Source organism: Nocardia sp. NPDC055053, assembly GCF_053608285.1.
This window is the reverse complement of record NZ_JBSGVD010000030.1, coordinates 14167-41156: the sequence shown is the minus strand read 5'-3', so window position 1 is coordinate 41156 and position 26990 is coordinate 14167. Positions and strand designations below refer to the sequence as shown.

General features: G+C 67.6%; 23 protein-coding genes and 2 tRNA genes. 17 read left to right on the top strand and 8 right to left on the bottom strand.

Annotation, left to right across the window (positions count from 1 at the left end; genetic code table 11):
* Positions 1 to 111: 111 nt before the first annotated feature.
* The 10 genes from dnaA (at position 112) to ACWF82_RS25895 (ending at position 12662) form a co-directional block, all read left to right on the top strand.
* On the top strand, positions 112 to 2304 hold the full coding sequence (gene dnaA, locus ACWF82_RS25940; protein ID WP_452505204.1) for a chromosomal replication initiator protein DnaA: 2193 nt from the start codon (positions 112 to 114) through the stop codon (positions 2302 to 2304).
* 784 nt (positions 2305 to 3088) lie between these two features.
* Entirely contained in the window at positions 3089 to 4264 is a 1176-nt protein-coding gene (gene dnaN / locus ACWF82_RS25935; protein ID WP_452505202.1) for a DNA polymerase III subunit beta, read from the top strand.
* Between the two features lie 21 nt (positions 4265 to 4285).
* Positions 4286 to 5482 carry a DNA replication/repair protein RecF gene (recF, locus tag ACWF82_RS25930; protein WP_452505200.1) on the top strand — a complete coding sequence of 399 codons (1197 nt, stop codon included), beginning with the start codon at positions 4286 to 4288 and terminating at the stop codon, positions 5480 to 5482.
* A 139-nt stretch (positions 5483 to 5621) separates the two neighbouring features.
* On the top strand, positions 5622 to 6158 hold the full coding sequence (locus ACWF82_RS25925; protein WP_452505199.1) for a DUF721 family protein: 537 nt from the start codon (positions 5622 to 5624) through the stop codon (positions 6156 to 6158).
* A 373-nt stretch (positions 6159 to 6531) separates the two neighbouring features.
* A complete protein-coding gene (gyrB, locus tag ACWF82_RS25920) occupies positions 6532 to 8565 on the top strand; it encodes a DNA topoisomerase (ATP-hydrolyzing) subunit B (RefSeq protein WP_452505197.1) in 2034 nt (677 codons plus the stop codon).
* A gap of 57 nt (positions 8566 to 8622) precedes the next feature.
* On the top strand, positions 8623 to 11133 hold the full coding sequence (gene gyrA / locus ACWF82_RS25915) for a DNA gyrase subunit A (RefSeq protein WP_452505195.1): 2511 nt from the start codon (positions 8623 to 8625) through the stop codon (positions 11131 to 11133).
* A gap of 39 nt (positions 11134 to 11172) precedes the next feature.
* Positions 11173 to 12207 carry a DUF3566 domain-containing protein gene (locus tag ACWF82_RS25910; protein ID WP_452505193.1) on the top strand — a complete coding sequence of 345 codons (1035 nt, stop codon included), beginning with the start codon at positions 11173 to 11175 and terminating at the stop codon, positions 12205 to 12207.
* A 137-nt stretch (positions 12208 to 12344) separates the two neighbouring features.
* A tRNA-Ile gene (locus ACWF82_RS25905) sits at positions 12345 to 12418 on the top strand.
* Positions 12419 to 12447: 29 nt separating this feature from the next.
* Complete coding sequence (locus ACWF82_RS25900) at positions 12448 to 12555, top strand: DLW-39 family protein (protein ID WP_211359241.1); 108 nt, start codon at positions 12448 to 12450, stop codon at positions 12553 to 12555.
* 34 nt (positions 12556 to 12589) lie between these two features.
* Positions 12590 to 12662 (top strand) — tRNA-Ala (locus tag ACWF82_RS25895).
* Between the two features lie 108 nt (positions 12663 to 12770).
* On the opposite strand, the gene ACWF82_RS25890 is transcribed toward ACWF82_RS25895, so the two are convergent.
* Positions 12771 to 14012, bottom strand: coding sequence for an esterase/lipase family protein (locus tag ACWF82_RS25890; RefSeq protein ID WP_452505191.1), 1242 nt, complete (start codon positions 14010 to 14012; stop codon positions 12771 to 12773).
* A gap of 210 nt (positions 14013 to 14222) precedes the next feature.
* Here ACWF82_RS25890 and ACWF82_RS25885 point away from each other — a divergent pair, with 210 nt between their 5' ends.
* Positions 14223 to 15131, top strand: coding sequence for an acyl-CoA dehydrogenase family protein (locus tag ACWF82_RS25885; RefSeq protein WP_452505189.1), 909 nt, complete (start codon positions 14223 to 14225; stop codon positions 15129 to 15131).
* Here the strand turns inward: ACWF82_RS25885 and ACWF82_RS25880 are convergent.
* Positions 15121 to 16698 carry a serine hydrolase gene (locus tag ACWF82_RS25880; protein ID WP_452505187.1) on the bottom strand — a complete coding sequence of 526 codons (1578 nt, stop codon included), beginning with the start codon at positions 16696 to 16698 and terminating at the stop codon, positions 15121 to 15123. The genes ACWF82_RS25885 and ACWF82_RS25880 overlap by 11 nt on opposite strands.
* Positions 16699 to 17301: 603 nt before the next feature.
* Between ACWF82_RS25880 and ACWF82_RS25875 the strand changes: the two genes are divergently transcribed.
* Complete coding sequence (locus ACWF82_RS25875; RefSeq protein WP_452505186.1) at positions 17302 to 18303, top strand: ATP-binding cassette domain-containing protein; 1002 nt, start codon at positions 17302 to 17304, stop codon at positions 18301 to 18303.
* Positions 18304 to 18362: 59 nt separating this feature from the next.
* Positions 18363 to 19157 carry an ABC transporter permease gene (locus ACWF82_RS25870; protein ID WP_452505270.1) on the top strand — a complete coding sequence of 265 codons (795 nt, stop codon included), beginning with the start codon at positions 18363 to 18365 and terminating at the stop codon, positions 19155 to 19157.
* Between the two features lie 3 nt (positions 19158 to 19160).
* Here ACWF82_RS25870 and ACWF82_RS25865 read toward each other — a convergent pair whose 3' ends face one another.
* Positions 19161 to 19337, bottom strand: coding sequence for a hypothetical protein (locus tag ACWF82_RS25865; protein WP_452505185.1), 177 nt, complete (start codon positions 19335 to 19337; stop codon positions 19161 to 19163).
* A 69-nt stretch (positions 19338 to 19406) separates the two neighbouring features.
* Here ACWF82_RS25865 and ACWF82_RS25860 point away from each other — a divergent pair, with 69 nt between their 5' ends.
* Positions 19407 to 19934 (top strand): peptidylprolyl isomerase, encoded by a 528-nt coding sequence (locus ACWF82_RS25860; protein WP_452505183.1) that lies wholly within the window; start codon positions 19407 to 19409, stop codon positions 19932 to 19934.
* A gap of 152 nt (positions 19935 to 20086) precedes the next feature.
* Here ACWF82_RS25860 and ACWF82_RS25855 read toward each other — a convergent pair whose 3' ends face one another.
* Together ACWF82_RS25855 and crgA are read right to left on the bottom strand one after the other, a co-directional pair.
* On the bottom strand, positions 20087 to 20533 hold the full coding sequence (locus ACWF82_RS25855) for a PH domain-containing protein (protein WP_452505268.1): 447 nt from the start codon (positions 20531 to 20533) through the stop codon (positions 20087 to 20089).
* Positions 20534 to 20636: 103 nt separating this feature from the next.
* Positions 20637 to 20900, bottom strand: coding sequence for a cell division protein CrgA (gene crgA, locus ACWF82_RS25850; RefSeq protein ID WP_452505181.1), 264 nt, complete (start codon positions 20898 to 20900; stop codon positions 20637 to 20639).
* A gap of 94 nt (positions 20901 to 20994) precedes the next feature.
* Between crgA and ACWF82_RS25845 the strand changes: the two genes are divergently transcribed.
* The 3 genes from ACWF82_RS25845 to ACWF82_RS25835 all read left to right on the top strand — a co-directional run bounded on the left by ACWF82_RS25845 (position 20995) and on the right by ACWF82_RS25835 (position 23032).
* Entirely contained in the window at positions 20995 to 21657 is a 663-nt protein-coding gene (locus ACWF82_RS25845) for an aminodeoxychorismate/anthranilate synthase component II (protein WP_452505179.1), read from the top strand.
* A 49-nt stretch (positions 21658 to 21706) separates the two neighbouring features.
* Complete coding sequence (locus ACWF82_RS25840) at positions 21707 to 22420, top strand: RibD family protein (RefSeq protein ID WP_452505177.1); 714 nt, start codon at positions 21707 to 21709, stop codon at positions 22418 to 22420.
* A gap of 144 nt (positions 22421 to 22564) precedes the next feature.
* Positions 22565 to 23032, top strand: coding sequence for a deaminase (locus ACWF82_RS25835; RefSeq protein ID WP_452505175.1), 468 nt, complete (start codon positions 22565 to 22567; stop codon positions 23030 to 23032).
* 3 nt (positions 23033 to 23035) lie between these two features.
* On the opposite strand, the gene ACWF82_RS25830 is transcribed toward ACWF82_RS25835, so the two are convergent.
* From ACWF82_RS25830 to ACWF82_RS25820, 3 genes are all read right to left on the bottom strand, one after another.
* Positions 23036 to 23455: a CBS domain-containing protein gene (locus ACWF82_RS25830; RefSeq protein WP_452505173.1), complete on the bottom strand. Its 420-nt coding sequence runs from the start codon at positions 23453 to 23455 to the stop codon at positions 23036 to 23038.
* A 98-nt stretch (positions 23456 to 23553) separates the two neighbouring features.
* The gene (pknB, locus tag ACWF82_RS25825; protein ID WP_452505172.1) at positions 23554 to 25458 is read right to left on the bottom strand and encodes a Stk1 family PASTA domain-containing Ser/Thr kinase; all 1905 of its coding nucleotides are present in this window, start codon (positions 25456 to 25458) and stop codon (positions 23554 to 23556) included.
* Positions 25455 to 26990 carry a protein kinase domain-containing protein gene (locus tag ACWF82_RS25820; protein WP_452505170.1) on the bottom strand — a complete coding sequence of 512 codons (1536 nt, stop codon included), beginning with the start codon at positions 26988 to 26990 and terminating at the stop codon, positions 25455 to 25457. Before ACWF82_RS25820 ends, pknB begins: the two co-directional genes overlap by 4 nt.

The window sequence follows — 26990 nt, the reverse complement described above, 5'->3', positions numbered from 1 at the left end:
TCGAACCGGCTTCGGTTGTACGCAGGATTACTGGATTCCACCTGTTCACAGGTGGTTTGCTCGCGTGCTCCCGGCCGTGGGCCCCAACAACCGGTCCGGGGAGGACGCTGCATGGACGACGAGCAGAATGTGCTGGCCACAGTATGGCCAGAGGTGGTTGCCGAGCTCACCACCGGCTCCGCCGACGGCGCCATTCCCGCGGTCAGCCGCGCGCAGCAGGCCTGGCTGAAGCTGGTCAAACCGCTCACCGTCGCCCAGGGCTTCGCGTTGCTGTCGGTTCCGTCCTCGCTCGCGCAGGAGGCGATCGAGCGTGATCTGCGCGAACCCATCCTGCGCTCGCTGGGTCGCCGGCTCGGTCCGCAGGTCGAAGGATTGGGCGTGCGCATCGCCGCGCCGAGCCCGGCCGCGGGGGAGCGGGCGGGCAGTTCGCCGCGGCACGCCAGGATGACGAGCCGTCCGGAGCGCCCGCGCGAGCAGGTGCGCCCGCCGACCGGCTACCCCGGTCCCGATTTCAGTGTTCCCGACTACGCCGCGCGCGGTGAGTACGGCCGACCCCGCTACGGCACCGGCGAGTACCCCGCGGGCAACAGCGAGTACGGCAACGAGTACCAGGGCGGGCAGGAATATCCGCCAACCGGTGACTACGGCAACAGCTACGGCGGCCGCGAGTACCCCGCGCAGGCGGGCGAGTACGGCGAGCGCCCCGACTACGCCGCCCATCGCGAGTACCAGCCCGAACCGGAATACCGGCAAGCCGAACCGGAATACCAGCAGCCCGAGTATCAGCAGCCGGAATATCAGCAGCAGCCCGAATACGCACAGGCACCGGAGTTCCAGCCCGACCGCGCCGAGTTCCCCGGCACCGACTTCGAGCCGACGGCGCCGTACCCGGTACCCGACTACAACGGTGGCGAGTTCGGCGGTCGTGGCGAGTTCCGTGGCGCGCGCCCCGACCAGCGCCCGGCCGATGCCGCCCCACCCGCCCGCCGGGAGCCCTCCGGTTCGCCCCGCCGCGAGCACATCCCGCCGGGTCAGGAGTCGCTGTTCACCCCCGACCCGCCGCCGCAGCGCGCGCCGGGCCGGGGCCGGGGGCCGCAGCAGGACGAGCCGATCGCCGCGCGGGCCGAGGAACCCATCATCGAAGCGGCGCCGGAGCCGCTGCGACCGGGGACGCCGGGTGCCGAACCGGCCGACGACGAGCCGGTGGTCGACGCCCGGAACAACTGGCCGACGTATTTCAACAAGTCGCCCGAGGCGCCGCCGCAGCCGTCGTCCTCGGCGAGCTTGAACGCCAAGTACACCTTCGAGACGTTCGTCATCGGCGCGTCCAACCGGTTCGCGCACGCCGCTGCGGTCGCCATCGCGGAAGCGCCCGCACGCGCCTACAACCCGCTGTTCGTCTGGGGCGCTTCGGGTTTGGGCAAGACGCACCTGCTGCACGCGGCCGGGCACTACGCCCAGCGGCTGTTCCCCGGCATGCGGGTGAAGTACGTGTCCACCGAGGAATTCACCAACGACTTCATCAACAGCCTGCGCGACGACCGCAAGGTCGCGTTCAAGCGGCGCTACCGCGAGACCGACATCCTGTTGGTCGACGACATCCAGTTCATCGAGGGCAAGGAAGGCATCCAGGAGGAGTTCTTCCACACCTTCAACACCCTGCACAACGCGAACAAGCAGATCGTCGTCTCCTCCGACCGCCCGCCCAAGCAGCTGGCGACGCTGGAGGAGCGGCTGCGCACGCGCTTCGAGTGGGGCCTGATCACCGATGTGCAGCCGCCCGAACTGGAGACCCGCATCGCGATCCTCCGCAAGAAGGCGCGGATGGACCGGCTCGACGTGCCGCACGACGTGCTCGAGCTGATCGCCAGCCGGGTGGAGCGCAATATCCGCGAGCTCGAGGGCGCGCTCATCAGGGTGACGGCCTTCGCCTCGCTCAACGGTCAGCCGCTGGATCTGTCGCTGGCCGAGGTGGTGCTGCGCGATCTGATGCCCGACACCGCGGCGCTGGAGATCAACGCGGCGACGATCATGGCCGTCACCGCCGAGTACTTCAATACGACGCTCGAGGAACTGACGGGGCCAGGCAAGGCCAGGCCGCTCGCGCAGGCCCGCCAGATCGCGATGTACCTGTGCCGTGAGCTCACCGACCTGTCGCTGCCCAAGATCGGGCAGGCGTTCGGTCGCGACCACACCACGGTGATGTACGCGGAGAAGAAGGTGCGCAAGGAGATGACCGAGCGGCGCCGCGTCTACGACCAGGTGCAAGAACTCACAGCCCGGATCAAACAGCGCTCCCGCTGATTTCATCCACACCCTCGAACACCGCCCTGACCTGGGGCGGTGTTCTTTTTTGCCCTGTGGATTCCTCGAGGAATCCCTGTGGAGTCCTCGAGGAATCCACCGGTTGTGCACCGGTTGGCGCACAGGGGCTGGGGAGCGATCTGGGAGTGTTCGCTCACAGGCAGTTGTCCACATCGTCCACAGCCGGATCCACTCACACCCCCACGGTCATGCCGACCTGCGACGTTGCCGGATCGGCCCTGTGGATTCCTCGAGGAATCCGTGTGGAGTCCTCGAGGAATCCACCTAGTTGCCACCACCCTGCCCCCGCGTGTGAACAACAGGGTGAATCCGGTGGAACAACTCGAGGACTACTCGAGGATGGAATTGGGACAACTTCGGGCGTCCACAGACGCTCCCAGTTCATCCTCGAGCCACCCCACGGCCATCCCCACGCCGACGTGCTTGCTGACCTGCGGATTCGGTCGAAGTCCACAGATTCCACAGTGCCTACTACTACTTCAGTTCTATTTCTTGAAGAGATCTCTTCAAAACAAGGTGTGTGGAAAGTCGGTCGGACAGGCTCGGCTCGGTCGGTGCTCCACTCACAAGCGGCAAGGAGAAGAGGGGATGGGCCAGCAGTGCTCGATCGGCAGGGAGGGTCGATGCGGACTTCCCGCGATGCCCGGGTACCGTTTGGTTGTCGGCTTGTTGTGCGAGACTCAGTGCGCGGCCGACGCAGCACCTCAACTCCGCTGAACACACCCGCACACGGATTCGAAACTCGGAGAGGACAAATCGGGCGATGGAGCTTGCGAGCATGAAGTTTCGGGTCGCCCGAGAGGATTTCGCCGAGTCGGTGGCCTGGGTGGCGCGCAGTCTGCCGTCCCGCCCTCCCGTGCCTGTTCTCGGCGGTGTGCTGCTGGTCGCCGACGAGAACGGCCTGACGGTCTCCGGGTTCGACTACGAGGTCTCCGCGCAGATGCGGGTGGCCGCCGAGGTCGCCGGTCCCGGCCAGGTGCTGGTCTCGGGCAGGCTGCTCGCCGACATCACCAAGGCGCTGTCGAACAAGCCGGTCGATGTCTCCGTCGACGGCACCCGCGTGCTCATCGCCTGCGGTAGCGCCAAGTTCTCCCTGCCAACCATGCCGGTCGAGGACTATCCCCAGCTTCCCGAGGTGCCGCAGCAGACCGGTGAGCTCGGTGTCGACGTGTTCGCCGAGGCAGTCGGCCAGGTCGCCGTCGCCGCAGGCCGCGACGACACGCTCCCCATGCTCACCGGCATCCGCGTCGAGATCGAGGGCAACGACGTTGTCCTCGCCGCCACCGACCGTTTCCGCCTCGCCGTGCGTCACCTGCAGTGGCAGCCCACCCGCTCCGACATCGAGACCGCGGTGCTCATCCCCGCGCGCACGCTGTCCGAAGCCGCCAAGACACTCGGCGCCACCGACGCGCCCGTGCAGCTGTCGCTCGGCAGCGGTGGCGGGGCCGACGGCCTGCTCGGCATCGTCAACGCGGGCCGCCGCACCACCACCCGCCTGCTCGACGCCGAATTCCCCAAGTTCCGCCAGTTGCTCCCCAAGGAGCACACCTCCATCGCCACGCTGCCCGTCGCGGCGCTGTCCGAGGCGATCAAGCGTGTCGCCCTGGTGGCCGAGCGCGGTGCCCAGGTGCGCCTGGAGTTCTCCACCGACGGCGTGCTGCTGTCCGCGGGTGGGGACGACGCGGGCCGCGCCGAGGAGTGGCTGGAAGCCGATTTCCGCGGTGAGCCGCTGACCATCGCGTTCAACCCCGGCTACCTGACCGAAGGCCTGTCGGCGCTGCACACCGACCGGGTCACCTTCGGCTTCACCACGCCGAGCCGCCCCGCCGTCCTGCTGCCCGCCTCCGACGAGGAGCCCAAGGTGCTGGAGTCCGGTGCGTTCGCGGCGCTGGAGAGCCAGTACATCTACCTGTTGATGCCGGTCCGGCTGCCCGGCTGAAGCCCGCACGCGTAATCCGGCATGTTCATTCGTGCGCTGTCGGTCCGTGATTTCCGGTCGTGGGAACACGCCGAGCTCGAGTTGTCCCCAGGGCGCACGGTGCTGTTGGGGGCCAACGGCAACGGCAAGACCAACCTGCTCGAGGCGATCGGCTATCTGGCGACCCTCGGCTCGCACCGGGTCTCCGCCGACGCGCCGCTGATCCGGATGGGCGCGACGCAGGCCAGGATCGGCGCGACCGTGGTCAATCTCGGCCGCGAACTGCGCGTCGACGTCGAGCTCAAACAGGGCAGCGCCAACCGTGCCCAGATCAATCGTTCGCCGGTGCGCCGATCGCGGGAGATCCTGGGGATTCTGCAGACCGTGCTGTTCGCGCCGGAGGATCTGGCGCTGGTGCGCGGCGACCCGGGGGAGCGCAGACGGTTCCTCGACGAGTTGTGCACAGCCCGGCTGCCCAGGCTCGCCGGCGTGCGCGCCGACTACGACAAGGTGCTGCGGCAACGCTCCGCCCTGTTGAAAACCGCTGGGCGCCATGTACGTTCGCGCGCCGACCTGAGCACACTCGACGTGTGGGACGGGCACCTGGCCGAGCACGCGTCGGTGCTGCTCGCGCAGCGACTTCGGCTGGTCCATGACCTGTATCCGTATCTCGCACAGGCTTATCGGTCGATCGCGCCCGAATCACGGCCCGCGGCAATCGCTTACCGGTCGGGGTACCTGCCGCCGGAACTGCTCGACCCGGCCAGGGAGCCGGCGGCCGACGATGTGGAGCGGCTGCGCGAGATCGTGTTGCGTGAGTTGTCCACAGCCAGGAACAGGGAACTGGAACGCGGGGTGTGCCTGGTCGGCCCACATCGCGACGACCTCGACCTGCTCCTCGGCAGCGCACCAGCCAAGGGATTCGCCAGTCACGGCGAATCCTGGTCGTTCGCGCTGGCGCTGCGGCTGGCCTCGTTCGAGCTGCTGCGCAGTGCGGGCACCGAGCCGGTGCTGCTGCTCGACGACGTGTTCGCCGAACTGGATCGGCGCAGGCGTACCGCGCTGGCCGAGGTCGCCGCCGGGGCGGAGCAGGTGCTCATCACGGCCGCGGTGGCCGAGGACGTGCCCGCCGAGCTGGCCGCCGAACCGCTGCGGGTGCAAACCACCGGCGAAGCCGACCGGCGTACCTCGATGATCGTCACCGAACCGGCCGAACAATCCGAAGATATGCACAGATAGCGATAGTTATCAACAGCACCTGTGGAAAACCGGCAACATGCTGGACATATGCCGGATCGGTCTCGGCGGGACTGTCGGCGCCCCGGCGTAGACTCTCCTCCGCACTCGGCCAGTATCGACACCGGAAGGCGGAACCGAGGTGACCGAAGAGCCGGAACAGGAGCTGCGCGGGATCGACCTCGCCCGGCGCGCACTGGAGGAGGCGCGGGCCGCGGCCAAGGCCAGCGGTAAGTCGGTCGGCCAGGGCCGGGCGTCACCGGTGCGCAAGCTGCGCGCGGGCGGACGCAGGCGCACCGGGTGGTCCGGTGCGGGCCCCGATCCCCGTGATCCCCAGCTGTTGTCGGCTCTGACCGGCTCGATCGCGAAGAGTCGTGGCTGGTCGGGCAAGGTGGCCGAGGGCATGGTGTTCGGTCGCTGGGCGAGCGTGGTCGGTGAGGACATCGCCTCGCACGCCACGCCGGTGACGCTGGAGGGCGGTGTGCTCAAGATCGCCGCCGAGTCCACCGCGTGGGCGACCCAGTTGCGCATGCTGCAGGGGCAGATCCTGGCCAAGATCAATGCCGCGGTCGGCCAGGGCGTTGTCACCCAGCTGCGGATCACCGGCCCCGCCGCGCCGAGCTGGCGCAAGGGCGAGCGGCACATCAAAGGACGCGGTCCGCGCGATACCTACGGGTAGCCGGGCGGTGACCAGCGTGAGTTGCCTTGCGCCGGCGCTGCTCTCAAGCCCCGGAGTTTTGTACATGTGGACAAAACCTGTGGATAACTTCGATCGGAGGCGAAAGCCGTCGACCGCGTTTCACGTGGAACCACCGAACGCAAGTCTCACGCCAGTTCTGGCGGGCGGAAATCCGCGAAAGGCGGACGCTTGTCGCGGTAGGCCGATTTCTCGCATTCACGGCGGCGTCAGGGGTGTCGTAGGTGCACTGTAAGTTGGGCTTACCAGTAGGATGGTGACGTAACCAGCGGCGAACCCTCGACGCGTGCTGTGCAGTCCGCGTGCTGCCCGATCGCTGCGACAGGGATCAGCAAGTAAGGAGAGCTACCGACAAGTGGCTGCCAACGACTCCAACGCATCGGGCAACAAGCAGGGCTACGGTGCCTCCTCCATCACGGTCCTCGAGGGCCTGGAAGCGGTGCGCAAGCGCCCCGGCATGTACATCGGTTCCACCGGTGAACGCGGTCTGCACCACCTCATCTGGGAGGTTGTGGACAACTCGGTCGACGAGGCGATGGCCGGCTATGCGTCCCGGGTCGACGTCACGCTGCTGGCGGACGGCGGTGTCGAGGTCGTCGACGACGGCCGCGGCATTCCCACCGGTATGCACGCGCAGGGCATTCCGACCGTCGAAGTCGTCATGACGCAGCTGCATGCCGGCGGTAAGTTCGACTCCGACTCCTACGCTGTCTCCGGTGGTCTGCACGGTGTCGGTATCTCGGTGGTCAACGCCCTGTCGAGCAAGCTGGAAGCCGAGATCGATAACGACGGCTACCACTGGACTCAGATCTACAAAGACGCGAAGCCGGGCAAGCTGATCCAGGGCGAGCCGACCCAGCGCACCGGCACGACGATCCGGTTCTGGGCCGACCCGGAGATCTTCGAAACCACCACCTACAACTTCGAGACGGTGTCGCGCCGTCTGCAGGAGATGGCCTTCCTCAACAAAGGCCTGACCATTACGTTGACCGACCAGCGGGTCAGCGAGTCCGACGTCATCGACGAGGTCGTCAGCGATACCGCCGAGGCCCCCAAGCACGTCGAGGACGGTGTCGAGGCGCCGGTCGAGCACAAGGTCAAGACCCGCACCTACCACTACCCGGGCGGCCTGGTGGACTTCGTCCGCCACATCAACCGCACCAAGTCGGCCATCCACAACTCGGTCGTCGGTTTCACCGGCAAGGGCACCGGCCACGAGCTCGAGGTCGCGATGCAGTGGAACTCGGGCTACTCCGAGTCGGTCCACACCTTCGCCAACACGATCAACACCCATGAGGGCGGCACCCACGAAGAGGGCTTCCGCGCGGCGCTGACCACGGTGGTCAACAAGTACGCCAAGGAGAAGAAGCTCCTCAAGGAGAAGGACGGCAACCTCACCGGTGACGACATCCGCGAGGGCCTGGCCGCCATCGTGAGCGTCAAGGTCGGCGAGCCGCAGTTCGAGGGCCAGACCAAGACCAAGCTGGGCAACACCGAGGTCAAGTCGTTCGTGCAGCGCGCCTGCAACGAACACCTGCAGCACTGGTTCGAGGCCAACCCGGCCGACGCGAAGACCATCGTGCAGAAGGCCGTGTCCTCGGCGCAGGCCCGGATGGCCGCCCGTAAGGCGCGCGAGCTGGTGCGCCGCAAGTCGGCGACCGATCTGGGCGGGCTGCCGGGCAAGCTGGCCGACTGCCGCTCCAAGGATCCGGGCAAGTGCGAGATCTACATCGTCGAGGGTGACTCCGCCGGTGGCTCGGCCAAGTCCGGCCGCGACTCGATGTACCAGGCGATCCTGCCGCTGCGCGGCAAGATCATCAACGTCGAGAAGGCCCGCATCGACCGTGTCCTCAAGAACAACGAGGTCCAGTCGATCATCACCGCGTTCGGCACCGGCATCCACGACGAGTTCGACATCGCGAAGCTGCGCTACCACAAGATCGTCCTGATGGCCGACGCCGACGTCGACGGCCAGCACATCGCGACGCTGCTGCTCACGTTGCTGTTCCGGTTCATGCGCCCGCTGGTCGAGCACGGTCACGTGTTCCTCGCCCAGCCGCCGCTGTACAAGCTCAAGTGGATGCGCAGCGACCCGGAGTTCGCCTACTCCGACCGCGAGCGCGACGCGCTGCTCGAGGCAGGCCTGGCCGCGGGCAAGAAGATCAACAAGGACGACGGCGTCCAGCGCTACAAGGGTCTGGGCGAGATGAACGCCAAGGAGCTGTGGGAAACCACCATGGATCCCTCGGTGCGGGTGCTTCGTCAGGTGACGCTCGACGACGCGGCCGCGGCCGACGAGCTGTTCTCCGTGCTCATGGGCGAAGACGTGGAGGCACGTCGCAGCTTCATCACCCGCAATGCCAAGGACGTCCGCTTCCTCGACGTGTAACCGGTGCAGCGCCGTAAGCGCGCCCGTGAAGCATGTCAGGCCCTTTAAGGAGATTTGATGACTGAGACCACGCTGCCGCCCTCCGGCGGTGCGGGCGACCGGATCGAACCGGTCGACATCCAGACCGAGATGCAGAGCAGCTACATCGATTACGCGATGAGCGTGATCGTCGGCCGCGCGCTGCCCGATGTGCGCGACGGCCTCAAGCCGGTGCACCGGCGCGTGCTGTACGCGATGTACGACAACGGCTACCGCCCGGACCGCGGCTACGTGAAGTCCGCGCGCCCGGTCGCCGAGACGATGGGTAACTACCACCCGCACGGCGACTCGTCGATCTACGACACCCTCGTGCGCATGGCCCAGCCGTGGTCGCTGCGCTATCCGCTGGTCGACGGCCAGGGCAACTTCGGTTCCCGCGGCAACGACGGCGCGGCCGCCATGCGCTACACCGAGTGCCGCCTGACGCCGCTGGCGATGGAGATGCTGCGCGACATCGACAGCGAGACCGTCGATTTCGTCCCCAACTACGACGGCCGCTCGCAGGAGCCGACCGTGCTGCCCGCCCGCGTGCCCGCCCTGCTGATGAACGGCAGCAACGGCATCGCGGTCGGCATGGCGACCAACATCCCGCCGCACAACCTCAACGAGCTGGCCGAGGCCATCTACTGGGCGCTGGAGAACTACGACGCCGACGAGGAAACCACCCTCGCCGCGTGCATGGAACGGGTCAAGGGCCCTGACTTCCCGACCCACGGCCTGATCGTCGGCAGCCAGGGCATCCACGACGCCTACACCACCGGCCGCGGTTCGATCCGCATGCGCGGTGTGGTGGAGATCGAGGAGGGCAGCCGCGGTCAGACCCAGATCGTCATCACCGAGCTGCCGTACCAGGTAAACACCGACAACTTCATCAACTCGATCGCCGAGCAGGTCAAGGACGGCAAGATCGCGGGTATCTCCGATATCCACGACGAGTCCTCCGACCGTGTCGGCATGCGCATCGTGGTGACGGTCAAGCGCGACGCGGTCGCCAAGGTCGTGCTGAACAACCTGTACAAGCACACCCAGCTGCAGACCAGCTTCGGCGCGAACATGCTCTCGATCGTCGACGGCGTGCCGCGCACGCTGCGCCTCGATCAGATGATCCGGTACTACGTCGACCACCAGCTGGAAGTCATCGTCCGGCGCACCCGCTACCTGCTGCGCAAGGCCGAGGAGCGGGCCCACATCCTGCGGGGCCTGGTCAAGGCGCTCGACCAGCTCGACGAGGTCATCGCGCTGATCCGCCGCTCGGCCAACACCGACACCGCGCGCACCGGCCTGATGCAGCTGCTCGACATCGACGAGATCCAGTCGACCGCGATCCTGGACATGCAGCTGCGCCGCCTCTCGGCCCTGGAGCGTCAGCGCATCATCGACGATCTGGCCAAGATCGAGCTCGAGATCGCCGACTACAAGGACATCCTGGAGAAGCCGGAGCGTCAGCGCGCGATCGTGCGCGACGAGCTGGCCGAGATCGTCGAGAAATACGGCGACGACCGCAGGACCAGGATCATCGCCAGCGACGGTGACGTCGCCGACGAGGACCTGATCGCCCGCGAGGACGTGGTCGTCACGATCACCGAGACCGGCTACGCCAAGCGCACCAAGACCGATCTGTACCGGTCGCAGAAGCGCGGCGGCAAGGGTGTGCAGGGCGCCGGCCTCAAGCAGGACGACATCGTCAAGCACTTCTTCGTGTCGTCCACCCACGACTGGCTGCTGTTCTTCACCAACAAGGGCCGGGTCTACCGGGCCAAGGCCTACGAGCTGCCCGAGGCCAACCGGACCGCGCGCGGCCAGCACGTGGCGAACCTGCTCGCGTTCCAGCCGGACGAGAAGATCGCCCAGATCATCCAGCTCAAGACCTACGAGGACGCGCCGTACCTGGTCCTCGCGACACGCGCGGGCCTGGTGAAGAAGTCCAAGCTCACCGATTTCGACTCCAACCGCTCCGGCGGCATCGTCGCGGTGAACCTGCGCGACGACGACGAGCTGGTCGGCGCGGTGCTGTGCTCCTCCGACGACGATCTGCTGCTCGTCTCGGCGCACGGCCAGTCGATCCGGTTCTCCGCCACCGACGAGGCGCTGCGCCCGATGGGCCGCGCCACCTCCGGTGTGCAGGGCATGCGCTTCAACGCCGACGACGAACTGCTCTCGCTCAACGTGGTTCGCGAGGACACCTATCTGCTGGTCGCGACCGCGGGCGGCTACGCCAAGCGCACCGCGATCGAGGAGTACACCGCACAGGGTCGTGGCGGAAAAGGCGTATTGACAATCCAGTACGACCCGAAGCGTGGCAGCCTGGTCGGTGCGCTCATCGTCGACGACGAGGACGAGTTGTACGCGATCACTTCCAGCGGTGGCGTCATCCGCACCGCGGCCAAGCAAGTTCGGAAAGCTGGACGCCAAACCAAGGGCGTGCGATTGATGAACCTCGCGGATGGCGATACCTTGCTAGCGATCGCGCGCAACGCCGACGAGCCCGATCCCGATCAGCTCACCGGCGACGCGGCTTCGGAGCAATAACCCAATCAGCGGCGGCAACGAACGGATCTGAGGATTCCATTGACCACACCGAATCAGTCGAACGACGATCGGAACCAGACCAACGGCGTCACCGAGCGGATTGCCTCGTCTCCGATCCAGCCGCGGCCGATCCCTCGCCAGGGCGGTCCGGCCGAGGGCGCGGCGCCGGAATCCGGTGCCGCCGGGGGCGAATCGTTCGACCAGTCGACCGTGCGGATGGGTACCGAACCCACGCCGCCCGCTGGTAACGGGCCGCCCGCAGGCAACGGGAAGGGCAAATCGTCGCCCTACCAGGACGGGTGGGCGCAGCTGCCGCAGCGCGAGCCGCAGTCGAACCTGTACCGGCCCGGCGAGGCGCCGAGTCAGGGCCGTCCGTCGTCGGGAGCGCCCGCGCCGTCGGGTGGGCTGAAGGGCAGCGGTTCGTCCAACGCCCGCACCACGGCCGACCTGGCGGCCAAGGCGGCCCGCAAGGAAGCGGCGATGGTGAAGTCCGTCGGCATCGACGGGCCGACCCGCAGCATCGCCCGTCCGGAGCTGGTCAAGGACATGCCCGACCTGTCCGAGGTGCGGCATCCGACGCCCGACGCGCCGCCCGCGCCGCCCGGCTTGCCGATGGCTCATGTTCCGCCGCAGCCCGGTCCGGGTGTCAGGGCCGCCGCTGCCGCGTCGGTCTCGCCCGCGGTGCCGGTGGCCATCGCCGCCGCCGCGTCGGGTGAGCCACTACGCGCGACGGTGCAGATCCGCCGGATCGATCCGTGGTCGACGTTGAAGATCACCCTGGTGATCAGCATCGCGCTGTTCTTCGTGTGGATGCTGGCCGTCGGCCTGCTCTACATCGTGCTCGCCGGCATGGGCGTGTGGGACAACCTGGACAACTCGCTCGGCGAGATGCTGAACCAGGAGGGCAGCTCGTCGAGCCTGATCGACGCGGGCACGGTGTTCGGCTACGCGGGCGTCATCGGCCTGATCAACGTGGTGCTGTTCACCGCGCTGGCGACGGTCGGTGTGTTCATCTACAACCAGTGCTGCGATCTGGTCGGTGGCATCCAGGTGACCCTGGCCGATCCGGACTAGAAACCGGTCCTGCCACGACGGTCGGTCAGCCCCGCAAAAAGGGGTCTGACCGGCCGTTTTGGCTATCGGCGTCCGGGTAGGGTAACCTCGTTCCTCGTTGCGGTTCACTGCTCCGGCAGGGGGCCGAAAACGAGTACGGGCCTATAGCTCAGGCGGTTAGAGCGCTTCGCTGATAACGAAGAGGTCGGAGGTTCAAGTCCTCCTAGGCCCACTCCCGTACATCACAGTAGGGTGGGAATCATGAAGATTGTCCTCACGGTCGGTGTCGTGATCGCGGTTCTCATCGGTATCACCAAATTCCGCAAGCGCGATGACGCGGATCTCTGGCGCGAGGTCACCACCCGCTGATTCGGGTTGCCAACTGGTTTCACCAAGCCAGCAAGGGGCCTTAGCTCAATTGGCAGAGCACTGCCTTTGCAAGGCAGGGGTTAGGGGTTCGATTCCCCTAGGCTCCACACTTGTCACCAGCTCGCGTCCGCGAATGCAGCGAGAACCGAAACCCCCAGCGCCCCCACCGAATCCTTGATCCGGCGGGGGCGTTTTTCGTCAGTCCGGGTGTCGCGTCAGTTGGCGGCGATCTCGTTCACCAGCCAGGCGCCCAGTTCCTCTGTCATGGTGGTGTGGCCCTCGTTTTTGCCGGCGCAGGCGAACGCGTCGAGCTCGCTGCCATCGATGGGAATCGGGCGGTAGAGAGCGTTCCGGTCAGCGATGTCACCGGCGGCGACAGCGCTGAGAGTCGGGATGAAGCAGGACGAGTTGACGCGGAGATCGGTCTCGCATCCGAGCAGCCTCATGAGCATGTCGGCCATCCCGAAACTGCCCGGATTGCCCGGCAGCATCGGGTTCTCGGGGAACAGGCCACCGGGGGCGCCGTCGATGTCAGGAAGTCCGGCGACGCGGACCTCGATCGGGGATTCACCGGCTTTGTGCAGGGTGGCGACGACCTGTTCGCCGACCGCCTGGGTTCGCAGGATGGCCTCCGCCAGCAACTCACCGCGACCGCTGACCGCGGTCGAAGCCGGGCTGATGCCATTTCCCGACCCGGTGTCGACCCCGTTGGCGACACCGATCCTGCGCACGCCCTGCGGCCATCCACCGACTGCCGCGAGTTGCTCGAGGAAACTGATCCGTTCGCGGGCTTCGCCGACCGTGTCGCCGATCTTGCCGATGTGCCAGCGTGCCATCTGCCGGGCGGCCGGGCTGTTGATCAGGTCGGAGAACTGGCCGAAGATCGGGTTGTTCGCGCCCCAGTTGTCCTTGAGGAAGTGGGCGAACGCCTGCATCGAGATCGGCAGCCACGCACCATGATGTGGCGTGTCGTAGGACAGATAGAGATTCGTTTCAGGGTCGGGCAGCTCGGGATCGCTCTGCATCTTGGCCAGCGCGTAGCGAGTGACCATGCCACCCATGCTGAAGCCGCCCACCGTCAGCGGCGCGCGACCAACGCGCTCGGAAAGGGCAATGCGGATACATTCGATCGCGGTCTGGGCGTTGTCCAGGATCGACGCCGTCCGATCGTTGTAGCCCAGCACGATCACATCCCGACCGATGGCGTGGAGTTCGGAGATGAAGCGGTATCTGCCGTTCTCCTCGAGCCCGGCCCATAACTCGCCGATATCACTGGCTCCCAGGGAGAACCCATCGGCGAGGATGACCGGCCGGATGAGCTGGCGGCGGTTCAGCGGACTGTAGTAGACCCAGGCGGTACCGCCGGCCAGCGGCCATTCATCATGTGCCTCGGGCGGTGGCGGATACGCCCCCCGCGGCGTCGGACTAAGCGAACCCCAAACGTTGACAACAGTCATGTACCTGCTCCTCGAGTGGTCGACTGGCACGTGGATTCATAGGGTCGGCGGCGCTACCGAAGCAGCCACCGGACCAGTTGCATAGCCTATTGCTATTTCTCTTGCGGAAGTGGGCGTTTCGCTCAACTGACCCGCAGCCGCCGGTCAGCTGCCGATCGCACGACTGTGCGGGCCGGTACACCGGGCTCGATTCCCCTAGGCTCCACTTCTGTGACTTCCCCGGTTTTCGATTTCCTGCTCACCGCGGCACTCGTCGAGTCCATCCCGACGGATATCGCCGCAGTCTCGGCACAGCATCGCGCGCGCAGCGGCGCCTTCGCGAGTTCGATCGATCGCGCGGCCGTCGCCGGATTCGACAGTGCCGGAACGGGTACAGCCTTTCTCGGCGGTTATCAGGAAGCGCTGCACGCGCTGGTTCCCACGCTCGGTGTCGAGGGGCTGACCTCGATGTGCGCGACCGAGGCGAACGGCGCCAAGCCGTCGGCCATGACCACCACCGTGACCGCCGACGGCACTGTCACCGGCACCAAATCCTTCGCCACGCTCGGCGAGTTCGCCACCAGCTTCCTGGTGATCGCCCGGGCGGGCGAGCAGGCCGACGGCCGCGCCGAGTTGCGGGCGGTGGTCGTCCCGGCCGGACCGGGCACTGTGGTGACGCCGCTGCCCGCGCTGCCGTTCGCCCCGGAGATCCCGCACGCCACCGTCACTTTCGATGCCGCGCCCGGCGAGCTGCTGCCCGGTGACGGGTACGCCGACTACCTCAAGCCGTTCCGCACCGTCGAAGATCTGCATGTGGTCGCCGCTGTGCTCGGACAGCTCGTCCGGGTTGCCCGGCAAGCACCATGGCCCGCCGAGGCCGTAGAACAGCTGCTGGCCCTGTTTGCGGCCGTGCGTGGCGTGAGTACCGAGGATCCGGGTTCGGTCGGCGTGCACATCGCGCTGGGTGGCGTCTTCGAGCGGCTGACGCGACTGCGCGCCGAGCTCGCGCCGCTGTGGGAGCTGGCCGACCCGGAGACCAGGAGCCGGTGGGAGCGCGACGAGCCGCTGCTCGGGGTAGCGGGCAAGGTCAGGGCGCTGCGGCTCGCTGCCGCGTGGCGGGCGGTCGGGATCACCGGGTGAATTTCCCGAGGCCGTTCTCGTCGAAGTAGTCGAGGGTGAGCGTGCCGTTGTCGAAGATCGCGGAGGAGACGCTGCCTGGCGGCGCGTTCTCGCCGCTCAGGTCGAAGGCGAAGGTGTCGCCGTCCCAGTGCCGCAGCGGGTATCGGCGCTGGGCCGGGCCGAGAGTGAGGACCAGGACGCCGTTGTCCTCGGCGATGGTCGCCGGGCCCCAGTACTCGTTGGCGTAGGTGCCCGCGTAGCTCGGTAGCGGCTCGGCCGCGGCCGGATTCGCCGGCGCGGACTTGCCGGACAGGTCGCCCACCGGATCGTTGATGGGAGAGATCGCGGCCTGGTAGAGGCCGCGCCAGTCCTCGCGGATCTCGCCGAACTGCACGAGATCGCCGAACTCGGCGGTCAGCGCCTCCGGTACGCCGATCGGCGCGGCATTGGTCAAGGCGATGATCGCGACGTCGGCGGACGGGATCGCCAGGAAGTTCGTCGCGGCGCCGAGCGCGAACGCGCCGGAATGGCTGTAGGCCGTGCGGCCCGCCGACGACGTCGACGAGTTGAAGCCGAACCCGTAGAAGCCGGCCCGTGCTGCCGGCGAGGACGCGGGGGAGGAGATCACCTGCGGGCTGATCGCGGGCAGCAGCGCGTCCGGCTCTGCGATGGTCGTGCCGTTCGACGCGCCGTTGCCGAGCACCATCGCCAGCCAGCGGGCCATGTCGTTCACCGAGGAGCTGACGCCGCCGGCGGGGGACTGCGGGTCGGGGTTGCGGACCTGTCCGGCGACCCAGTTGCCGTCGACGTTCACGTGGCCGACGGCGCGGTTCGGGCGCGACTGGAAGTCGACGAAGCGGGAACTGGTGGCGGACATGCCGAGCGGGGTGTATAGGGTGTCGGCGCTGAGCCGGTCCCAGGCGGTGCCCGCCGCGGCGGCGACGGCCTCGGCGCCTGCCGTGAGACCGAAGTTGGTGTAGTGGTAGGTGATCCGGAACGGGTCGAGAGGCTCGAGGCGGAGCTTGTCGAGGATCGCGTCCTGGTCGTAGCCGAGGTCCTCCAGCCGGTCACCGGCGTGGTCGGGCAGGCCGCTGCGGTGCGCGAACAGGTCGCCGATGGTGAGCTGGGCGGTGATGGCCGGGTCGGCCAGCGCGAACGAGGGCAGCTTCGACACCACGGGTGTCTCCCACTCGACCGTGCCCTTGCCGACCTGGTGGGCGACGACGGTGGCCGCCACCGATTTCGACACCGAGGCCAGCTGGAAGACGGTGTCGGCGTCGACCCTGTCCTGGCCGCCTGCCGCGCGGACGCCGAAGCCCTTGGCATAGACGGTCTTTCCACCGTGCACGACGGCGACAGCCATGCCGGGGATGCGGCTGCTGTCCATGAGCGAGGTGGCCAGCTCGTCGAGTTTCGCCACCGCCTTGTCGACCGCGTCGTCGGGCAGCGCGACCGCGGCGACCTGGTTCGGTGGCAGCTGCTCGGTGGGGGTCGCGACGGTGTGCTCGTCGCCGGGCTCTCCGCTGCAGCCGACTACGACAGCCATCGAAACGACGAGCGCCGCGATCGCACCCTTGGCAGGCACCATGGGGCGACGATAGACCTGGTTGCGGGCCGATCGCGGGAACGTGGCTGGACTGTGACGGTCTGCTACCGGGCGTACGCACCGGTAGCTCGAGCTGCACCTTGCCGGAAAATGGGGAGCGGGCCTCGGCGAAGGGGGGGAGTTAGCCGAGGCCCGCGTAGGGTCGGCCCGGGGGGGAGGGGCCGACGTGAACGATCCTACGCGATGCGAGCGGAATTCGTGTACGCGCAACGAACCAGTTTCCGAAAATTTTCGGCGACCGTTGGCGGGGTGGGTGCCCGCATCAGGAGCTGGGGGCGGCGGATCCGGTCGTCGAGCACCCGACAGTTGTGTTACTTCGCGTGGAAAAGGCTGGTACGCAACGTTTTACGAAAAGATGCCGGTGAACAGGTTTTCGTTGTGCCCGCGTGGGTGCCCCGGATACCGGGGGCTTGCCTTTGTCGGCACGGCCGGAAAATCCGTCCGATTCGTCGCGTGTCGCAACAGCTCGGCATGTCGAACAAATCTGTACATCGGGGGAGATCGGCCCCCGGCAAAACCGCGTGCGACTTGTCGGTGGGTACCGCAATACTGGGGCAACAGCTGAACTACGACATCAGGAGAATCATGCCCGACGCAATCGTCGCCGAGGGTCTGGTCAAACGGTACGGGCAGCTCGTCGCCCTGGACGGGCTGGATCTGGCCGTTCCCGAAGGTACCGTCACCGCACTTCTCGGCCCCAATGGCGCGGGAAAGACCACGACTGTCCGCGTTCTCACCACATTGCTCATCCCCGACGAGGGCAGTGCCACCGTCGCGGGGATCGACGTGCTCCGCAATCCCCAGGCCCTGCGTTCCCGGATCGGCGCATCCGGGCAGTACGCCGCCGTCGACGAATACCTCACCGGATTCGAGAATCTAGAAATGGTGGGCAGGCTCTATCACCTCGGCACACAGCGCAGTAAGGAACGCGCGCGCGAACTACTCGATCGTTTCCGCCTCTCCGACGCCGCAGACCGGCCGGTGAAGGGCTATTCCGGCGGTATGCGCAGGCGCCTCGACCTGGCGGGCGCGCTGGTGGCCAACCCGCCGGTGCTGTTCCTCGACGAACCGACCACCGGTCTCGACCCGCGGGCCCGGCTCGATCTGTGGGACGTCATCGAGGAGCTCGTAGCCGGCGGCACCACGCTGCTGCTCACCACCCAGTACATGGACGAGGCCGATCGGCTGGCCGACTCGATCGCCGTCATCGACCACGGCAAGGTGATCGCCCGCGGCACCGCCGACGAACTCAAGGCCATCGTCGGCGGCGACCGCATCGAACTCACCGTCGCCACCGCCGATCAGCTCGGACCAGCCCAGCAGGCGCTGGCCGGCCTGGCCGACGGCGAGATCCACCTCGAACCGGGCCTGCGCCGGGTCACCGTTCCGGTGGCCAACGGCTCGCAGGACCTGGTCACCGCGATCGGCAGGCTCTCCGAGCAGAAGGTGCAGATCAACGACGTCGCGCTGCGCAGGCCGTCGCTCGACGACGTCTTCCTCACCCTCACCGGGCACGAGGCCGAGGAACTCGTCAACGGCGACGCCGATGCGCAGACCGTGGGAGCCAAGGAAGGACAGAACCGATGAGCACCACGCTGAACAAGGTGGCGGATGTGCAGGGCCCCGGGCTCGGCGAACGGCTCGCGATGGTCGTCAGCGACAGCGTCACCATCGCCAAGCGCAATGTCATCAAGATCAAGCGCGTGCCCGACGTGCTGGTCTTCACGACGCTGTCGCCGATCATGTTCGTGCTGCTGTTCGCCTACATCTTCGGCTCGGCGATCCAGATCGAGGGCGTGGCGGGCGGCTATCGCGAATTCCTGATCGCGGGCATCTTCGCGCAGACGGTGGTCTTCGGCGCCACCTTCACCGGCGCCGGCCTGGCCGAGGACATGCAGAAGGGCATCATCGACCGGTTCCGGTCACTGCCGATGGCGCCGTCGGCAGTGCTGGTCGGCCGCACGATCAGCGACGTGGTGATCAACATCGTCAGCCTGGTCGTCATGTCGCTGACCGGCCTGATCGTCGGCTGGCGGATCCGCGGGTCGTTCCTGGACGCGGTGCTCGCCTACGCGCTGATGTTGCTGTTCGCCTACGCGCTGTCGTGGATCATGGCGGTCGTCGGACTGCTCGTGCGCGCGCCCGAGGTGTTCAACAACGCCAGCTTCATGGTGATCTTCCCGCTGACGTTCATCTCGAACGCGTTCGTGCCGCTGGAAAGCCTGCCGGGGCCGCTGCGCGTCTTCGCCGAATGGAACCCGGTATCCGCGCTCACCCAGGCCGTGCGCGACCTGTTCGGCAACACCAACCCGTTGGGTCCGCCCTCGGAGGCCTGGCCGATGCAGCATCCGGTGATCACGACGCTGATGTGGATCGTCGTGATCCTGATCGTGTTCGTGCCGCTGGCTCAGGTGCAGTACAAGAAGTCCGTCAGCCGCTGACGGTCAGTGCGCGCCGGTCTCCGGGACGGGGGCCGGCGCGGCACCGTTGCGGGAGTAACCGAGGCGCGGCGGTTCGGCCGCGGGCTCGGGAAGTTGCGGACGCTTGCTGCGGGCCAGCAGTGCCAGGGCGCCTGCCCCGGCGATCGCGAGGGACGCGATGAGCGGGTTACGAAGCTTCATGCGACCACTCTACGAGACGCTCCCAGGTGGTTCGGCGGCCTCACGCCGCGCCCGTGGCACCATAATCGCGTGACCTCACCCAACCAGACGGCCGTGGCGACGCTGCACACCAACCACGGCGATATCAAGATCGCGCTTTTCGGTAACCACGCTCCGAAGACGGTGCGCAACTTCGTCGGTCTCGCCGACGGCAGCGCGCCCTACACCACCGAGAACGCCGGTGGTACCGAGGCTGGCCCGTTCTACGACGGCGCCGTCTTCCACCGGGTGATGCCGGGGTTCATGATCCAGGGCGGCGACCCGACCGGCACCGGCCGTGGTGGACCGGGCTACGAATTCGGCGACGAATTCCACCCCGAATTGCGCTTCGATCGCGGCTACCTGCTGGCGATGGCCAACGCCGGGCCTGCCACCAACGGTTCGCAGTTCTTCATCACGGTCGGTCCGCAGCCGCATCTGAATCGCAAGCACACGATTTTCGGTGAGGTGGTCGATCCCGATTCGCGCAAGGTCGTCGACGCGATCGCCGCGGTGAAGACCGATCGCAACGATCGCCCGGACGAGCCGGTCGTGATCTCCTCGGTCAGTGTTGGATAGCGGCTGGCGCCGCTGGTTTGCGGCCTCGTAACCTCGCGTCCGAGGGACGATACTGCGCCTTCGGCGTTCCGTCTCGCCCCTCGGACGCGAGGCGGCCGCAAACCCCTTGTGGTTGCGGCCGCCTCGATTGCTTCACGTGAAACGTCGCGGACTCAGTCGGCCACCGAGGCGAAGCCGTTGACGACCAGCGCGTCGTAGACATCATGCGGGTTGGTGCCGAGATCCCAGCGGCCGAAGATCAGCAGCCGCTCCGAGCCCGCGTGCTGGACGTCGATCTCGAGCATCGCCGACTTCCGGCCGAGGCGGCGGTAGGAGACCATCCGGATCCGGTCGATCCGGTCGAGCGGGTACTCCTTCGGCCCGGTCAGCGTGCCGACCACCAGGCGCGGCGCGGGGCCGGACACCATGGTCAGCCGGGGGCGCTGACGAAGACCGAGCACGGCCATCCCCAGGACGGCGACCGCGGCCAGGCCGACGAGCAGTCTGCTCGGACCGTCCTGAGCCAATACCGCGGCCACGACCAGGATCAGGCCGCCGCCGGAGACGGCGACGAGACCGGCCGTGGGAGTTGTCCACGAGGTGCTGCCTGCGGAATCCACAGCGTTCACGCGGCGTCGTCCCCCATTGCTCCTCGAGTTGTCCACAGCTTCATCCACAGGTGTGCATGAATAACACCGGTGTAATCCGGCGCGTACCCGCTGGTCAGCGCCATCGCATGGTCATGATCAGGCCGATGACCATCAGGCCGAACCCGATCAGGAAGTTCCACGCGTTGAGATCGTTCATCCAGCCGATCTGCTCGGCGGCCAGGTAGTACACGAGCAGCCAGAGGAGGCCTGCCAGCATGAAACCAAGCATGATCGCGACGTACCAAGCCGGCGACGGGCCCGCCTTCACCTTCACCGGGGTGCGGCTGGCAGGGCTCGGGGTGTAGTCGGCCTTCTTACGGACCTTGGACTTGGGCATGACGTCCTCGAATTCGACAGTACTGGTGACTCCTAGGCTATCCCACCAGGTATTGGATGCGACGAGCTACACGGTCGGCACGTACTCTCGACGCATGCGTGTTCTGGTCGTCGACAACTACGACAGCTTCGTGTTCAACCTGGTGCAGTACCTCGGCCAGCTTGGTGCCGAGGCCGTGGTCTGGCGCAACGACGACCAGCGCCTCGCCGACCTGGACACCCTGCTCACCCGCGGCGACGAGGGCGGGACTTTCGACGGTGTGCTCGTCAGCCCCGGGCCTGGCAGCCCCGACCGGGCAGGCGCCAGCATTCCGCTGGTGCACGCGGCGGCCAAGCACCGGGTGCCGTTGCTCGGCGTGTGCCTCGGGCACCAGGCCATCGGCGAGGCCTTCGGCGGGACCGTCGACCGGGCGCCGGAGCTGCTGCACGGCAAGACCAGTCAGGTGTTCCACCTCGGGTCCGGCGTGCTGGCCGGCCTGCCCGACCCGTTCACCGCCACCCGCTACCACTCGCTGACCGTTCTGCCCGAGACGATCCCGGACGAGCTGGAGGTCGTCGGCCACACCGAGAGCGGGATCGTGATGGCCATGCGCCACCGCACCCTGCCGATCCACGGCGTGCAGTTCCATCCCGAGTCGGTGCTCACCCAGGGCGGGCACCGGATGCTGGCCAACTGGCTCGAGGTGTGTGGGCAGCGCCCCGCCGAGGCCCTGGTGTCGGCGCTCGAAGCGGAGGTCGCCGCGCTGGTGACCTCGTAGCGGCCCGCCTCGGTTCTGGACTGACAGAGAGAAGGAGCGAAGCGACTGAATGGCGGAGGGAAGAACCGATGACACCGTGAGGCCGTGGGTTTTGCTGTCGGTGGCTGCCAGCCTGGACGGCTATATCGACGACGCGAGCGCCCAGCGGCTGTTGCTGTCTAACAGCGCGGATTTCGACCGGGTCGATCAGGTGCGCGCCGAGTCCGACGCGATCCTGATCGGCGCGCAGACGCTGCGCGCCGACAATCCCCGGCTACTGGTCAACAGCGCCGAGCGCAGGGCAGGCCGGGCGTCGGCGGGTAAGCCGGAGTATCCGGTCAAGATCACCGTCACCGCCTCCGGCGAGCTCGATCCCGAGCTGCGCTTCTGGCACACCGGCGGCGACAAGCTGGTCTACACCTCCGATGCGGGCGCGGCGAGGCTGGGTGACCAGCTGGACGGACTGGCTGAGGTGGTCACGCTCGGCTCCGAACTCGCGCTGTCCGCGCTGCTCGACGATCTCGGCGAGCGCGGTATCCACAGGCTGATGGTCGAAGGTGGCACCGGGATGCACACCGGGTTCCTCGCCGCCGGCCTGGTCGACGAGATCAGGCTCGCGATCGCGCCGATCCTGGTAGGCGACCCCGCCGCGCCGCGGTTCGTCGGCCCCGCCCAGTTCCCCGGCGGTGCACAACGCAGGCTGCGCTTGGCGGGTGTGGAACAACTTGGGGATGTCGCTGTGCTGAAGTACCTGGTCGGCGACGCCGACGAGCCAGTTCGCTAACCGGCCCTGTGTTCGAAATCATGGGACCGACCTGCGGAAATATCACTGTCCACAGTTTGTCGAACGAATCACTGCACACCTGAACATGACCGACTCCACATCATGCGACAGTTGTGGATAACTCCCGACCAGCAGGGGAATTCGATGAGCGCAGACAGTGCCGAGAGCACCGACCACCGATTCATGCACAGGGCGATCGACCTGGCCAGGAACTGTCCGCCCAGCACAACGGCCTACTCGGTGGGCGCGGTGATCGTCGCCGACGGAGTGGAGATCGCGACCGGCTGGTCGCGCGAGACCGACGAGAAGGTGCACGCGGAGGAATCGGCGCTGAACAAGCTCGATCCCGACGACCCCCGGCTGACCAGGGCGACGATCTACAGCACGCTCGAACCGTGCTCGACCCGCGCCACGGCGAGCCGGCCGCCGTGTACCGACCGGATCCTGGCCGCCGGTATCCCGACCGTCGTCATCGCCTGGCGCGAGCCGAGCCTGTTCGTCGCCGCGTGCGAGGGTGTGGACAAACTCCGCAAGCACGGTGTGCGCGTAGTGGAGCTCACCGACCTGGCCGAGGAGGCCATGTCGATGAACACGCACCTCGATCTGAGCTGAGGCTCAGGGCCGCCCGTAGATGGCGGTCACGAACTCGCCGAGCTGATTGTCGTCGAGGTGCCTGGCCAGATCGGCCTCGCTGATCATGCCGACCAGCCGTTTGTTCTCGATCACCGGCATCCGCTTGACCCGATGACTCTCCATCTGGTCGAGCACGTCTTCCACATCCGCGTCCGCGCTGACCCAGCGCGGGGTCGACTCGCACAGTTCGGCCGCGGTCGTCGTTTCGGGGGACAAACCTTGCGCGATGCACTTCACGACGATGTCGCGGTCGGTGATGATGCCGCACATGCGCTCGTCGTCATCGGCGACGACGAGCGATCCGACGCCCAGATCGGCCATCGCCCTCGCGGCGGTCGATACGGTGTCGCCGCGGGTGATCCACTGCGCACCTGGCTTCATGATGTCCCTGGCCGTGGTCATAGGGCTACCTCCTCGTTCAGCGTTGCTGGTTGGGATGAAGCAGCCTCATTCTGCGCCCGACGCGCCGCGGCGGGTAGGTTCTCCACGCAATCGAGACCTCAGCGCGGAATCGGTGAAGCACCTACCTGCAGCACGACATTGCTGGTCATGGTGACCGATGACCCCGCCGCCGGACTCTGCCCGACGACCTTGCCCGACGCACTGCCGTCGAGTGTGATCACCGTGGTCTGGCTGAGCTGACCGGTCCAGCCGGCCGCGCGCAGCTGTTCCTGCGCCTGGGTCGGGGTGAGCCCGCTCAGGTCGGGAACGGTGATCCGGTCACCGGCCGAGACCTGCACGGTGATGGTCGACCCCTTCTCCGCGGTGCTGCCACCGGCCGGGTTGGTGGAGAGCACCTGCCCCCTGGGCGCGGTCGACTTCACCTCCTGGATCTCGACCTTGAAGCCCGCGCTGTCGGCCAGATTCGGCTGGGCGACACCGATATCCTGGCCGACCACCGTCGGCACCCTGACCTGCTCGGGCCCCGAACCGATGGTGATCACGATCGGCTGATCGATGTCGACCCGAACGCCGGCGCTCGGTTCCTGCGAGATCACCTTGTCGGTCTCGGCGGTGCTCGACGCCTTGCGCGCCACGTTCGGGTTCAGCTGCAGCCCGATCGAATTCAGCTTCTGCTCGGCCTCGGCCTGGGTGAGGCCGGCCAGCCGCGGCACCTGGACCTGCGACGGACCGGTCGACACCTGCAGGGTGACGGTGCTGCCCTCGTCGATCCGGGAACCGCCGAGCGGCTGGGTCGCGATGACATTGCCCGGCGTCACCTTGCCGTCCGGCTTCTGCAGCACGGTGACATTGAACCCGGCGTTCTGCAACGCGGTCTGCGCCTGCTGGGAGGGCTGGCCCGACACATCGGGCACGGCGACCTGGTCGGGCTTGCTACCCGGCCCGACCAGCACCCAGAACAACCCGAAGGCCACCGCGAGCGCGGCGGCGACACCGAGCGCGATCAGACCGGTCCGGTTGCGGCCCTCGGCGGGCGGCGCGATCGCGGCCTGCTCGGAGGTGTCGTCGCGGCGATCACGGAACGACCGCGGGGCAGGCTCGTCCTCGTAATCCATGATGGTGGTGCGATCTTCGTCGTTCATCACCATCGGCGCGCTCGGCTTCTGCCCGCCGAGCACCCGGATCAGGTCGGCGCGCATCTCCGCGGCCGTCTGGTACCGGTTGGCCGGGTTCTTGGCCATCGCCTTGAGGATCACCGAATCCAGTTCGCGCGGCACGCCGGGATTGACCGACGACGGCAGCGGCGGATCCTCCTTGACGTGCTGATACGCGACCGCGACCGGCGAGTCGCCGGTGAACGGCGGCTGCCCGGTGAGGATCTCGAACAGCACACAGCCGACCGAGTACACATCGGAGCGCGCGTCGACGGTCTCGCCGCGCGCCTGTTCCGGTGAGAGGTACTGGGCGGTGCCGATCACCGCGGCGGTCTGGGTCATCGGGTTGGAGCTGTCGGCGATCGCGCGGGCGATGCCGAAGTCCATCACCTTCACCGCGCCGGCGCGGTTGATCATGATATTGGCCGGCTTCATGTCGCGGTGCACGATCCCGGCCTTGTGGCTGAAATCGAGCGCGGCGCACACGTCGGCCACGACTTCCATCGCCTTGCGCGGCGCCAGCGGGCCCTTGCCGCGGACGATGTCACGCAGGGTGTCGCCCTCGACGTACTCCATGACGATGTAGGGCAGCGGCCCGCCGTCGACGGTGGCCTCGCCGGTGTCGTACACCGCGACGATGGCCGGATGGTTCAGCGCGGCCGCGTTCTGCGCTTCCCGCTTGAACCGCAGGTAGAACGTGGGATCGCGGGCCAGATCGGCCCGCAGTACCTTGATCGCGACGTCACGCGAGAGCCGCACGTCGCGTGCCTTGTGCACCTCCGACATGCCGCCGAACCCGATGATCTCGCCCAGCTCGTACCGCGAGGAGAGATTCTTCGGGGTGGTCATGGTTGTCCTTGTGACGGAGTGTTGTCGACGGTGATCTTCGGGCCGAGCGCGTTCGGCGCGTCGGGGAATGGCAGGTCGAGCGTCGGCAGCCGCGGGCGTCCGTTGACCGTCGTCGTACCCTCCGCCGGCTTGGTGGTTGTCGGCTTGGTGGTCTTGGGCGTTGTGGTCGGCTCGGGCTTGGTCGTCTTGGTCGGCGGCTGCGTCGTCGTCACCGGCGGTTCCGTCGTGGTGGGCTGCGGCTCCTCGGTGGTGGTCGTCGGGCGCGGCGGCTGCGTGGTCGTCGGCGCCTCGCTGGGCGGCTCGATCGGCGGCGGCAGCTGCTTGGTGGTGGTCACCGGCGGGGGCAGCGGTTTGGTGGTCTGCACCGTGGTGGTCGTCGTGCCGGTGCCGCGATTCGGCTCACCGCCGAACAGCAGCCACAGCACACCGCCACCGAGCACCAGCGCGCCGATGCCGAGCGCGATCAGCCACTTCTGGTTGTTGTTCCTGGTCTCGGGCGTGACGGCGGCCGGAGCCGCGGCCTGCGTCGCCGGGCCGGTGTAACCGCCGCCGGGCGTGATCGGCTGCGGCGACTGGTGGCCGAAGCGCATGGTCGCGCCGTCGTAGTCCGCGGGGGCCGGGATCACCGTCGTCGGGCCGGGCGGCAGGACACGGGTCGCCCCGGTCATCGACGGGCCGACACCCGCGGGCGGGGGCGGCATGTGACCGGCCCGCACCGCCGCGACCGCGTCGGCGAACTCGCCGCCGCTGCTGTAGCGCTGGCTCGGATCCTTGGCCATCGTGATCGCGATCAGCTCGTGCACATTGGCCGGAAGATCGGCCGGCATCGGCGGCGGCGCGTCGCGGACGTGCTTCATCGCGACGGTGATGGCGCCGTCACCGGTGAACGGGCGCACTCCTGCCAGCGCCTCGTAGCCGACGATGCCGAGGGAGTACACGTCGCTGGCCGCGGTGGCGTCTTCGCCGACGGCCTGCTCGGGCGCGATGTACTGGGCGGTGCCCATCACCATGCCGGTCTTGGTCACCGGCGAGGCGTCGACCGCCTTGGCGATGCCGAAGTCGGTGATCTTCACCTGGCCGGTCGGGGTCACCAGGATGTTTCCCGGCTTCACGTCACGGTGCACGACGCCGGCGGCGTGCGCGACCTCGAGTGCGCGGCCGGTCTGCTCGAGCATGTCCAGACCCTGGACGACCGAGAGCCTGCCCATCCGGTTCAGCACCGCGTTGAGCGGTTCGCCCTGCACGAGCTCCATCACCAGGTAGGCGGTCTCGCCGCCGGACGGGTCGGTGGTCTCGCCGTAGTCGTAGATGCCCGCGATCCCGGGGTGGTTGAGCTGCGCGGTGGTGCGCGCCTCGGTCCGGAACCGCTGACGGAACGTCGGGTCGGCGGAGAACTCGGTCTTGAGGACCTTGACCGCGACCCGCCGGTCGAGACGGGTGTCCATCGCTTCCCACACCTGGCCCATACCGCCGGTGGCGATGAGCCGCTGCAGGCGGTAGCGGTCGGCGATCATGGCGCCGTTGTTCAGCAT

What these genes read in the sequence shown, in the direction of transcription:
- dnaA (WP_452505204.1), top strand. Translation starts at nt 112, where the DNA reads ATGGACGACGAGCAGAATGTGCTGGCCACAGTATGGCCAGAGGTGGTT.
- dnaN (WP_452505202.1), top strand. Translation starts at nt 3,089, where the DNA reads ATGGAGCTTGCGAGCATGAAGTTTCGGGTCGCCCGAGAGGATTTCGCC.
- recF (WP_452505200.1), top strand. Translation starts at nt 4,286, where the DNA reads ATGTTCATTCGTGCGCTGTCGGTCCGTGATTTCCGGTCGTGGGAACAC.
- gyrA (WP_452505195.1), top strand. Translation starts at nt 8,623, where the DNA reads ATGACTGAGACCACGCTGCCGCCCTCCGGCGGTGCGGGCGACCGGATC.
- ACWF82_RS25900 (WP_211359241.1), top strand. Translation starts at nt 12,448, where the DNA reads ATGAAGATTGTCCTCACGGTCGGTGTCGTGATCGCGGTTCTCATCGGT.
- ACWF82_RS25890 (WP_452505191.1), bottom strand. Translation starts at nt 14,012, where the DNA reads ATGACTGTTGTCAACGTTTGGGGTTCGCTTAGTCCGACGCCGCGGGGG.
- ACWF82_RS25880 (WP_452505187.1), bottom strand. Translation starts at nt 16,698, where the DNA reads ATGGTGCCTGCCAAGGGTGCGATCGCGGCGCTCGTCGTTTCGATGGCT.
- ACWF82_RS25875 (WP_452505186.1), top strand. Translation starts at nt 17,302, where the DNA reads ATGCCCGACGCAATCGTCGCCGAGGGTCTGGTCAAACGGTACGGGCAG.
- ACWF82_RS25870 (WP_452505270.1), top strand. Translation starts at nt 18,363, where the DNA reads ATGGTCGTCAGCGACAGCGTCACCATCGCCAAGCGCAATGTCATCAAG.
- ACWF82_RS25865 (WP_452505185.1), bottom strand. Translation starts at nt 19,337, where the DNA reads ATGAAGCTTCGTAACCCGCTCATCGCGTCCCTCGCGATCGCCGGGGCA.
- crgA (WP_452505181.1), bottom strand. Translation starts at nt 20,900, where the DNA reads ATGCCCAAGTCCAAGGTCCGTAAGAAGGCCGACTACACCCCGAGCCCT.
- ACWF82_RS25845 (WP_452505179.1), top strand. Translation starts at nt 20,995, where the DNA reads ATGCGTGTTCTGGTCGTCGACAACTACGACAGCTTCGTGTTCAACCTG.
- ACWF82_RS25840 (WP_452505177.1), top strand. Translation starts at nt 21,707, where the DNA reads ATGGCGGAGGGAAGAACCGATGACACCGTGAGGCCGTGGGTTTTGCTG.
- ACWF82_RS25835 (WP_452505175.1), top strand. Translation starts at nt 22,565, where the DNA reads ATGAGCGCAGACAGTGCCGAGAGCACCGACCACCGATTCATGCACAGG.
- ACWF82_RS25830 (WP_452505173.1), bottom strand. Translation starts at nt 23,455, where the DNA reads ATGACCACGGCCAGGGACATCATGAAGCCAGGTGCGCAGTGGATCACC.
- pknB (WP_452505172.1), bottom strand. Translation starts at nt 25,458, where the DNA reads ATGACCACCCCGAAGAATCTCTCCTCGCGGTACGAGCTGGGCGAGATC.
- ACWF82_RS25820 (WP_452505170.1), bottom strand. Translation starts at nt 26,990, where the DNA reads ATGCTGAACAACGGCGCCATGATCGCCGACCGCTACCGCCTGCAGCGG.